The organism is Enterococcus canintestini (genome assembly GCF_001885735.1).
Classification (GTDB): Bacteria; Bacillota; Bacilli; order Lactobacillales; family Enterococcaceae; genus Enterococcus_C; species Enterococcus_C canintestini.
Map to the genome: position 1 here is coordinate 1 of NZ_JXKG01000035.1, position 10,478 is coordinate 10,478.

10 protein-coding genes and 1 CRISPR repeat array are annotated in these 10,478 nt (G+C 36.6%); all 10 genes read right to left on the minus strand.

Annotated features, from left to right (window positions below):
• Positions 1 to 465: 465 nt before the first annotated feature.
• Positions 466 to 1,284, minus strand: a complete 819-nt coding sequence (gene purR, locus RU96_RS12240) for a pur operon repressor (protein ID WP_016173096.1) — start codon at positions 1,282 to 1,284, stop codon at positions 466 to 468.
• Positions 1,285 to 1,538: 254 nt separating this feature from the next.
• Entirely contained in the window at positions 1,539 to 2,378 is an 840-nt protein-coding gene (locus RU96_RS12245; protein WP_071865763.1) for a metal ABC transporter permease, read from the minus strand.
• A 69-nt stretch (positions 2,379 to 2,447) separates the two neighbouring features.
• The gene (locus RU96_RS12250; protein WP_071865764.1) at positions 2,448 to 3,128 is read right to left on the minus strand and encodes a metal ABC transporter ATP-binding protein; all 681 of its coding nucleotides are present in this window, start codon (positions 3,126 to 3,128) and stop codon (positions 2,448 to 2,450) included.
• Positions 3,129 to 3,178: 50 nt separating this feature from the next.
• Positions 3,179 to 4,132 (minus strand): metal ABC transporter substrate-binding protein, encoded by a 954-nt coding sequence (locus RU96_RS12255; protein WP_071865765.1) that lies wholly within the window; start codon positions 4,130 to 4,132, stop codon positions 3,179 to 3,181.
• Between the two features lie 326 nt (positions 4,133 to 4,458).
• Positions 4,459 to 4,833, minus strand: coding sequence for a rhodanese-like domain-containing protein (locus RU96_RS12260; protein WP_071865766.1), 375 nt, complete (start codon positions 4,831 to 4,833; stop codon positions 4,459 to 4,461).
• On the minus strand, positions 4,830 to 5,363 hold the full coding sequence (locus RU96_RS12265; protein ID WP_071865767.1) for a MarR family winged helix-turn-helix transcriptional regulator: 534 nt from the start codon (positions 5,361 to 5,363) through the stop codon (positions 4,830 to 4,832). The genes RU96_RS12260 and RU96_RS12265 overlap by 4 nt, the downstream gene beginning before the upstream one ends.
• A 271-nt stretch (positions 5,364 to 5,634) precedes the next feature.
• Positions 5,635 to 6,348 carry a DUF2087 domain-containing protein gene (locus RU96_RS12270; RefSeq protein ID WP_071865768.1) on the minus strand — a complete coding sequence of 238 codons (714 nt, stop codon included), beginning with the start codon at positions 6,346 to 6,348 and terminating at the stop codon, positions 5,635 to 5,637.
• A gap of 199 nt (positions 6,349 to 6,547) precedes the next feature.
• On the minus strand, positions 6,548 to 7,870 hold the full coding sequence (locus RU96_RS12275; protein WP_071865769.1) for a TPM domain-containing protein: 1,323 nt from the start codon (positions 7,868 to 7,870) through the stop codon (positions 6,548 to 6,550).
• A gap of 14 nt (positions 7,871 to 7,884) precedes the next feature.
• Positions 7,885 to 8,457, minus strand: a complete 573-nt coding sequence (locus RU96_RS12280; RefSeq protein WP_071865770.1) for a LemA family protein — start codon at positions 8,455 to 8,457, stop codon at positions 7,885 to 7,887.
• Between the two features lie 565 nt (positions 8,458 to 9,022).
• Positions 9,023 to 9,745: a GIY-YIG nuclease family protein gene (locus RU96_RS12285; protein ID WP_143350974.1), complete on the minus strand. Its 723-nt coding sequence runs from the start codon at positions 9,743 to 9,745 to the stop codon at positions 9,023 to 9,025.
• 382 nt (positions 9,746 to 10,127) lie between these two features.
• A CRISPR array of direct repeats spans positions 10,128 to 10,419; the repeat unit is 29 nt; unit sequence ATTTACATTCCACTATTTTTAGATTTGTA.
• Positions 10,420 to 10,478 lie beyond the last annotated feature (59 nt).

Consider the following 10,478-nt stretch of genomic DNA (forward strand, 5'->3'; position numbering starts at 1 on the left):
AGTTCGTTTGTGAAGCTAGATCAGTAGAAAAGCTAAATGTAGCGGGTAACTCTTTGGAAAAATCTCAGAAATTCGTTTTCTGGTGCTCCTTACCAGAAACTAATTTTTGAATTTTTCCCGAAGAGTTGCTACATGTGCTAGACACCTAGAAAAGCAAAATGAACTCGCCCAGCTCTCAAGTAATAAGACGAAATCGGAATAAATTGTCTCTTTAATTTCTTACGATTTTGGCTTATTACCGTAGAGAGTTAGTTCATTTTGCTAGACATCTAGAAAAGCAAAACAAACGTGGGTAACTCTCAAGTAATAAGACGAAATCTTGATAAATTGCTTTTTAAATTTCTCAAGATTTTAGCTTATTAGCGTAGCGCGCTAATTCTTAAAATTTAAGAACAACGGGCAATTAATACGTGCTATAAAAAATAAAAAGAGGTTATGACAAGTATTTTGTCACAACCTCTTAGCTTAGGCAGTAAAATAATTCCCTGGTACAACTGAAATCGTTTTGGTTTTCGTATCAACATCTTCGACATAAAGTAAAGATGTGTAGTCTTTAATCGCTTTGATGCCTTTAAATTTCGTTTCTGCAAATACAGTGACGCCGACGAGTTCACATTCAAATTCTTCAATCAAACTCTTCATTCCGTTCACCGTTCCGCCGCCTTTCATGAAATCATCCACCACTAACACACGAGAGCCCCGTTTTAAGCTCCGTTTTGATAATTCCATTTTTTCAATTCGTTCTGACGAGCCGGAAACATAATTCACGCTGACTGTTGAGCCTTCTGTAATTTTAGAATCCCGCCGCACAATGACAAATGGCACGTTTAAATAAGAAGAAACAGCCTGGGCAATCGGTACTCCTTTAGTTGCTACTGTCATTACAGCATCAATTTTTTGGCCCAAATATTTCGAAGCAATAATGCGTCCTACTTGGCGTAATAACTCTGGTTCGCCCAGTAAGTCAGATAAATATACGTAGCCTCCTGGCAATAAACGATCTTGTTCAGACAAACGTTCTGCCAAATCGGTAATATATTTTTTAGCATCTTCATAAGGAATTTCTGGGACAAATAAAACACCGCCAGCCGCGCCTGGAATAGTATCTAAAATTCCAGTTCCCCGCTCTTTAAATGTTTTTTTTACGATAGCCAGATCTTCACTAATAGAAGATTTAGCTGATTCGTAACGTTTCGCAAAAAAAGTTAAAGGAATCAACTCGTGGGGATGTTCCAATAAATAATGCGTCATATCGATTAATCGTTCACTACGACGTACTTTCACACTGTTCACTCTCCTGATAAATTTCTCGCCTTATTATAAGGGCTTATTCTAAAAAAAGCGAGCATTAACTGAAAAAAAGACAAAATAGTTCGTGAAACGTGAACGCTTTCTTGTCAAAATTCTAAAATAGTGCGGTAAATTTCCAACAATTCAAAATAATTTTAGCTAATGAAGGAAACAAGTTTTTTTAAGCAAAAAAAATCAGAAAATCATAACGACTTTCTGATTCTTCTTATAAAAATCAAATCAATTTACTAGTGTGAAACTTTTTTATTTTTGGAACGTTGCAGCGCTACAACGAGTCTTTTTACTATATTTACCACTAAAAATAGACCGATAAAAACTAATGTAATCGTAGCTCCTGGTGGGGTATCTAAATAAAAAGAACTCGTTAAACCACTTAGCATACCAAATAACCCCACAAAAGTTGCAATCCAGATTACCACGTCAAAACTTTTGCCTAAACGCATGGAAATCGCCGCTGGTAAAACCATAATTGCCGAAATCAGTAATGCTCCTGCAATTGGAATCATCACTGCAATGGCAACCCCAGTTAAAACATTAAAAGCCATCGACATTAAATGAACCGGCAAACCATCCACATGAGCCGTATCCTCATCAAAAGTTAACACGTACATCGGACGTTTGAATAAAGCAAACAACACTCTGACGATTACAAATAAAACGCCTAAGAAAATCACTTGACCTGAAGTAATCGTGACAATAGAACCAAAGAGATACGACTGAATACTAGTAGCGGAGTTGCCACCAGATAAATTCATTAAAACTAAAGCTAACGCGAGGCCTCCAGCCATTAAAATGGCAATGGAAATTTCTGAATACGTGCGATACATCGACCGTAAATATTCTAATAAAATCGCCGCTACAACTACGACTAACATCGTCGTTAAATTGGGATTTAAATTTAAGAAAAAACCTAACGCCACACCAGCTAATGAAACATGAGAAAGTGTATCTGCCATTAAGGACTGCCGGCGAATCACTAGAAAAACGCCCAGCATGGGGGCAATACCGGCAATAAAAATTGCCGCTAAAATCGCCCTTTGCATAAATTCATAATTTAGTAAGCTCAAAATAAAATCTCCTTTTTACAGCTACGCCAACTATTTTTAAACATATTTTTGCCACTAAAAGTTACCTTACTAGCGATCAATATGGAAACAACGCCACGGCGAATCTTCTTTGCGCACTAAACGAATTTGACGATCCGCATATTGTTTAATATCTTCGTGATCATGGGTAATCATTAAAATCGCCTTATCGTGTTGATGGGCACTATGACGTAGCAAACGATAAAATTCATTGCGCGACTGTTCGTCCATACCAGTTGTCGGTTCATCTAAAATAAATAAATCAGGATCTGTCGCAAAAATACGAGCCAAGCTGATCCGCTGTTTTTGTCCACCCGACAGCTCCCCGATTTTTTTATGTCGCATTTCCCACATACCAACAGCCTCTAGAGCTTTTTGTACATGCTCATGATCTTTTTTGGTCAGACGCTTAAACCAACGCCCCCGCGGATAACGCCCCGAACGCACCAATTCTTCCACTGTACTAGGAAAACCGGCATTAAAAGAAGCAACTTGCTGGGGAATGTAACCAATGCTAATTTTTTCTCCCTTAGCATTTTCTTTTGCCAGCATAACTTCTCCTTTACTCGGTTTCAAAAGTCCTAAAGTGGCTTTAATTAAAGTAGATTTGGCTGCTCCGTTTTCACCAGTTAAAATGACAAACTCGCCATCGTTGACTTGGTAGGAAATATCTTCTAAAACTGGTTCATCATCATAATAAAAAGTTAAATCTTTAACATCAATATAGCGCAAAGCCTGCGCCTCCTCTTTTTGAAGTTCGCTTTTAAAAGTTTACCATACTCCTAGTGAATACTTTCTTTTAAAGCTTTCAAATTTTGTTGCATCACGGAAATGTAAGTTTCTCCGTCATCCATTTGCTTTTGCGTTAAACTTTCCAACGGATTTAAAACAGACATCTTCACGCCTGTTTCTTTGGCTAATGTTTCAGCTACTTTTGAATTCGCATTTTCTTCAAAGTAGATAACTTTTGTCCCGTGTTCTTCTACAAAATGCTTTAATTCTGCTAGTCGGCTCGCAGACGGTTCTTGATCTGGAGAAATACCTGAAATTGATTCTTGTGTCAACCCGTACTGGTGCGCCAAATAACCAAAAGCTGCATGTTGAACTACAAATGTTTTATTTTTTGCCGTGGAAAAAGCAGCTTGATATTCTTGATCTAAAGCTGTTAGTTTTTTGATATATGCCGCCGCATTTTTTTCAAATTGCGCTTTTTTAGCAGGGTACTTTTCACTCAGTTCTGCTTTTATTTCGTTGACCTCTTTAATCGCCATCACAGGATCTGTCCAAACGTGAGGATCTTTGTCATGGCTGTGATCGTGATCTTCATGGTCTTCATCTTCTTCATCATGACCATCTGAAGTTGCTGTGAGTAAATCAATCCCATCTGACGCTTCAATTAGCGTAGTCTTTTTCTCATCAATATTTTCTTCAATTTGATCTACCCATGTTTCCATCTCTTCACTATTGTAGACAAAAACATCCGCATCAGAAATTTTGGCAATATCTTTGGCACTTGGTTCATAATCATGGGGTTCGGTTCCCGCTGAAATAAGCAAGCTAACATTTCCTTCGTCGCCGATAACTTCTTTGGTAAATTCATACATCGGATAAAAAGTCGCGATAGCCTCAATTTTTCCATTCTCTGTTTTTGCTTGATTATCTGAATTGCCATTGGCACAAGCACTTAAAAAAGCCACACTTAGTAACATACCTAGGCCGATTAAATATTTCTTCATGATAGTCCTCCTCAATTAAATCGTAAAATTACGATTTGTCACGAGAATTAATTTAACAGACAAAAAATAACCCGTCAAGATAAAACGTATATGTTACGATTTAAAGTCATAATCCTGGTCTAAACCGTAACAAAGGAGTTTTTGTTCATATGAACACTGAAAAATATTTAGCTTTTTAATGATTAAATAATTTTTATTCCTATTTATATAGAAAAGAAAAGATAAAAAAACTGTCTACCTCAATTGGTAAACAGTTCATTAAAAATTTTTCTTATTTATTCCGTTAGCTAATCAATTCAGACCTCTAGTCTTAACCATAAAATTCATTAAGCAATGGGTTCAATTGGCAAGTTCATACCTTTCCAACCTTCTAGTGCCCCAGCCAACTCATAAGCTTCAAAACCATTTGAAAGTAAAGTTAACAAAGCGGTCTTACCCAGAATTGTCCCACCTGTCCAATCGTAAACAACATATATTTTAGTTTTATCTAACTCTTCAAGATGTTGTGCCAAATCTTTGGCAGGTAATGGGATTGCACCTTTAATTTGGTCTTTTTTCACTGCTGCAGGTGCATTTCTCACATCCAAAACTACATAAGGTGAATCTTCTTGGCCTAGCGTATCTAAAATGGCAAAGTGATTAATATATAGGCTTAAGTAAGTTTCTAATAATTGAATTTTTTCATTCGTATTGTTGGTCATAATAAAGACTCCATTTCTTGGTTTAGTTTTTTGGTACCTTTTTCTATTTTAGTTAATAAATAAAAGAGCTGATCTAGTTCAGTGGCAGAAAAATCAGAGAAAATCAGCGCAACTGACTTAAAATTGGCTGGTAGAAAATTTGTCACAACTTTTTCACCTTGGGGCAGCAATTGAATGTTTACCATGCGCTTGTCTTTTTTATCAATTTTCTTTTTCACCCAGCCATCTTGTTCCATCTTATTCAACAGTTTTGTAACCGTCGCGCGGGCTGCACCTAATTTTTCGGCAATTTCAGAAGGAGCTAATTGTTGTTTATGCGCCTGTTTTAAAAACATTAAAATAATGAATTTAGATTCCGATAATCCATAATGCGCTAAAACTTGATCATATCCTCGCTGCATTTCACGATAGGCCCATTGAAAATGAATAAAGGATTCTGCCACTTCTGGAGTAGTTAAATTGGGATATGCTTGGAGCGTCTGTTCAAAACGTTTAGCATCCGGACGATCATGAAAGGTAAATTGCGTCATTTTTTCACTTCTTTCAAATTTAATTAGCCAGCTAACTAAATTGTAGTTTATACTTGTTTTCCCTTTTTGACAAGTAAAAAAGCTCATAAAAAAGAAGGTGTAACAGAAGCGACCAGCTTCAAGAAATAAGACGGAATTCCCGAAGTAACTGCTTTGAAGGGCGCCCCAAAAGTTAGACCAGGAAATCTAACTTAGGAGGCGCACTTAACTTCTGTTACCCGTTGAATCGGAAATAGGAGGTGTACAAGACTTTTGTCACACCTCCTACTCATTAATTAACCCGCCAATAGCTACTGCCGTCTTTTGTGCGCGCCATAAAACCATATTCTATTAAGTACCGCCTTACTGTCACAAAATCCGCAACATATTGTTGTAAAATTTCATTTAAAGCTGTTTCATGATAGTTTTTATTAAACTCAAAATGACTCACAATATCTGCCAGTAAAATAAGTTTACGCTTTTCTTTAGCAGGAAGTGTTTTAATATATCCTTTTTTATCGCGATACGTTGCCAAAACCTTCTGTTGCTCTTCTGGGGTAATATTGTAACGATCATCTAGCATTTTAGCATTGCGATGAGGTAAGAGCATATCCGGTTGCGCCAATAGTGTCATAATGCTAAGAAAAACTTGTGCTTGTCGTTGTTTTTCTTTTAACTTAAAACGATGATTTCTAACAGTAGAAGTTGTTACCCCAAGACGCTGGGCAATAAATTTATCTTCAATATTTTGCGCAAATAGCGTCAATATCTCCTGCTGCGTTTCACTCAAACCCGTTTCTTCTTTGGGCAATTGCAACAAAGCGGCTAAGGGACCTTGATGCTTTTCAGCAACGTGTACTTGCATAAATTTTTCTGCTTGTAAAAATTTTTCTTCATAAGGATAAACACAACCACTTTCTGCAACCGTCTCGCAATAAAGACAATGATATTTTTCCCCTTGTTGATAAAACCCCCGACTATAGTCTGCTACACTTAAATTATCCACAAACACCCCTCCTCAAAGCATTATTAATCTATATATAAACTAACATGATTTATTTTCGTTTGCAAATAAACAAACGAAATTATTTTTTCAAATTAAAGCTAATACTGGTAGACAGTTTTCTTTAATCAAACAAAAAACGGAAAACTTTTCTTGCAGCTAGTTTTTAACCAACTGTCAAAAAGTTTTCCGCCTATTTTATTTACCAACCACCAGAAGCACCGCCACCGCCGGAAGAACCGCCGCCAAAAGAGCCCCAGGAACCGCCACCGCTGCCACCAGAAGAATTATGATTGGAGGCATTGTAACTAGAGGCCAGATAACTATGCGTCAATACTTGGCCATAATTGCCATACAATGTGTCTCCGATTAAAACGCGACCTAAACCTAATTTTTTGGCATTCGGCTGTTTCAACAAACGCCCTTGAATGACTGCTCGTTTCACGCTGCTGGCCGTTGCCGCTACGAACAGACCACTTAACATCACACAATACAATTCTGTCTGTTTTAATGTTTGTTGCGCACTTTTTTCATCCGTAAACATTTGCGGTAATTGTTGACTAGTTGTTTGGTAGTCTTGATAAATTCCCTTTAAATAACGAATTCCTCGACTTAAACTAATCAGCAATACCACCGCCACTAAAATCATCACCACAAAGAAAATACGTAAGCCCCAATAAAATAAATTCAAATTATTTTTTTGAGACTCTACTTGTGCAATTTGCGAATCAACTAAAGCCGTTTTCGTATTCATCAAATCAAATACTTCTCCGACAACTTGACTGATCCCTTTGCTATAGTTTTTATCTTTAAATAAATCGACTACATCATCATTATTAATGATATCATCTGCGGTCGCATCAGGAATCAACCCTTCTAAACCATAGCCGACTTCTAGTCGAAACTTACGATCATCTAGTGCAACCAAATATAAAACACCATTATTTTGCGTTTTATCGCCAATTCCTAATTGATTAAAAATTTTATTGGCATAAGATTCAATATCTTCTCCACCCGGCAACTCTTTAACTGTCACAACCTCTAGCTGGGCACCTTCTGTACTAGCAGCAAGTTGTTTATTCAAATTGTAAATTTTCTTTTTAGTCGCCGCATCGATAATTTTGGCATTATCAGAGACAAAAATGTTATTTTTATTAATTGTAATTGTCGCATTTGTCTCTTTGATGTTTACTTGATAATTATTTGCTTGACTCGGGTAATCGCCAAGTTTAGCCATATTTTCCTTTAAAACCGTATCAAAAGATTTTTGTGGAGGTTGAATTTTACCCGCTAAAATATCTTCTCTTTGGGTATTTAACGTTTGTAATTGTGCGTTATACTCCGCTTTTTTGGCCGTAAAATTGTGATTATCTACAATCGATCCCACTAATCCGACACCAAAAAGTAAAATGATCATGAAAAAGATGAATCGCATAATGCGATTACGTTTTTTTACACCTTGGTAAAATTCTCGAATTCTTTGATCGGTCTTAACCGTTGAACTGGTCGGGCTTTTTGTATTCATCTGCCCCACCGCCTTTACTCAAAACTAACATCTGGCACTTTTTCCGCACCAGCGTCAGCTTTAAAGTTTGCTTTCTTTTCAAAGCCTAACATTTTGGCTACGATGTTTTTAGGAAAACGAACCAAGTTTTGATTGTAGCTTTGAACTTCCGTAATATAATTTCTCCGCTCCACTGAAATACGATTTTCAGTACCTTCCAATTGTGTCATTAACGTTTTAACATTTTCATTGGAAGCTAATTGCGGATAGCTTTCTTTAATCACACTGACCATGGTGCCAACACTTTGATCAATTTTATCGTTAGCTGCCACTTTTTCTGACGGCGTGGAGGCTTGATTGTATTCTTTTCGCGCTTCCGTAATTGCTGAAAAAATTTCCGTTTCATGTTGCATACTACCCTTAACGCTATTTACCAAATTCGGGATTAAATCTGCCCGACGTTGCATGACGTTTTCCACTTGCGACCACTTTGCATCAACACTATTTTCTGCTGTTGCCAAACTATTGTAAGTTGCAATGAAATAACCTACAATTCCGACCACAATAATACCAATGATCCCAATCACTGTTAGCGTACTTTTCTTCATTTCATTTCCTCTTTTCTACCACCCAATAGTGCGGTTCCCCTCCGCTAGTGGCTTTAGCTTATTGTACCACTAAGGCTTAGTGCTGCCTCATACTTAGGACTGATTTTTCTTTGTTGGCACAAGTTTTAGAAAAAGATAAAAGTTTCAGTTGCTTTAATTAATCAGGAGAAAGATTATTAATAATAATTAAATAAGCTTATCTGAAGAGACTCCACTAATTTTAGATTTGTACATTTTCAATTGATGATGAAAGTGATGCGGTAGCTGTGCTTACATTCCACTGTTTTTAGATTTGTACTTTCCTCAAAAATGATTCCTTTTGCATTTCCTCTTTTATTTACATTCCACTATTTTTAGATTTGTACGACAAAAAACTAGCAATTCAGACACGATTTTCAAAATTTACATTCCACTATTTTAGATTTGTACTGCCTTCTTTTTTCAGCATCAGATAGTAAGGAAGCGTTGGATAGCTGTTCGGGTCTTTTTTCCAATGTTCAAGATTAAATTGAATAAGAGATACTTCTTCTGGCTTCCTTCTTATCCACATGATTTTTCCCACCCTCTATAATAAATCGCGCGTGAAACGCAACACCTGTGCCTCAAATAACCCGTCTATGTTGCCACCAATCGTGCGGTTTGTGACATAATCATTGTCAACGTTATACACGATTTCTTCTTCAAGTAAATCCATTCTATATTCGCTTACGTCTTTACCGTCATGAATTGTCGGAAATACAAAAATACGTTTCGTATCGAATACGCCAAACGAATCGATGCTTAATCGGGAATCTTCTACCGTACCGAACACAAGGCGGTCAATCGAAAGCGGGGTTCGCCAATGTTTTGTAATACGATTGAAAATTTTACCTTGTCCTACGTAAAACTGGTTGTAGTCATCAAGGCATAACAAGTAGACACCGCTATCTTGTCTGTCAATTTCCAACAAGGAAGTTACTTGTGTGAAAGGGAATCTTTCAAGAACATTGTTAATATTCGCGTTATATGTTCCCTTATCTAGCTTATCGAAGAATCGCATATTGTAATCAAAGTTCAACAACGCATTCTTTTTCATTCGAGCAATTTCTTGTTTTGGATATTCTTCTTTATAATCCCTAGACAATGAAAACGAATTTTTTGTGCTTCCATTTGTATATAAATCGCGTTGCAAAGCAAACCCGGTAACCGGACGTTTACGGGCCTGATAGTCAAAGAGTTTTGATTTATCTAATTGATTTACTTCTTCAATTAATTGAAAAAATGATTCATTGAAATTTTTATACATCATAATACCTCCCCTAATTATTTAACCAAGCGTCTTTGTTGAAAACCGTTGGAAATTTAAAATCAAGTTCATTAAGCACATTAATTGTCATTTTATCTGGAAATGTCTGACTTATCTTCGTTAGTGTTTTCATTTGAGTGTTAGTCGGTTCCCCAGCGACAAGTTGATGCGAAGGGTAGATAAGTAGCACTTTCGTTATGTTTAAACCTAATGTGAACATATCCGCCCAAAATTATTTCGGGATATTCATCGAATAGTCTTTGAGGCTAACTCCTAGTGTTACAGACGGCAAAATTTCTAATACAACCGAATGAGAAAGGTGCGCTAAAACACTTGTTCCGTCCGTTAAAATTTCCCCTCGATTTGTCCGTAAATCTCTTCTTGTATTTACATTCCACTATTTTTAAATTTGTACTGCGCAACAAGCCACTATCGACTACTTCCGTGCCATATTTACATTCCACTATTTTTAGATTTGTAAGGAGATTACTTGGAAGGTACCAGGTACTACTCAGAAATTTACATTCCACTATTTTTAGATTTGTAATTTATGGGGCTTTTTTCTTTTTCCTTATGTTACTTTATTTACATTCCACTATTTTTAGATTTGTACGTAATTTCACCTGTGTCCTCGTCAACTGATTCGTAATTTACATTCCACTATTTTTAGATTTGTACCGTTCGCCATAAAACGGATAATGCCCATGTCCATGGTATTTACATTCCACTATTTTTA

Bases quoted from the DNA above. Each gene is read 5' to 3' on its own strand.
- RU96_RS12255 (WP_071865765.1), bottom strand. From the start codon at position 4,132: ATGAAGAAATATTTAATCGGCCTAGGTATGTTACTAAGTGTGGCTTTT.
- RU96_RS12260 (WP_071865766.1), bottom strand. From the start codon at position 4,833: ATGACCAACAATACGAATGAAAAAATTCAATTATTAGAAACTTACTTA.
- RU96_RS12265 (WP_071865767.1), bottom strand. From the start codon at position 5,363: ATGACGCAATTTACCTTTCATGATCGTCCGGATGCTAAACGTTTTGAA.
- RU96_RS12275 (WP_071865769.1), bottom strand. From the start codon at position 7,870: ATGAATACAAAAAGCCCGACCAGTTCAACGGTTAAGACCGATCAAAGA.
- RU96_RS12280 (WP_071865770.1), bottom strand. From the start codon at position 8,457: ATGAAGAAAAGTACGCTAACAGTGATTGGGATCATTGGTATTATTGTG.
- RU96_RS12285 (WP_143350974.1), bottom strand. From the start codon at position 9,745: ATGATGTATAAAAATTTCAATGAATCATTTTTTCAATTAATTGAAGAA.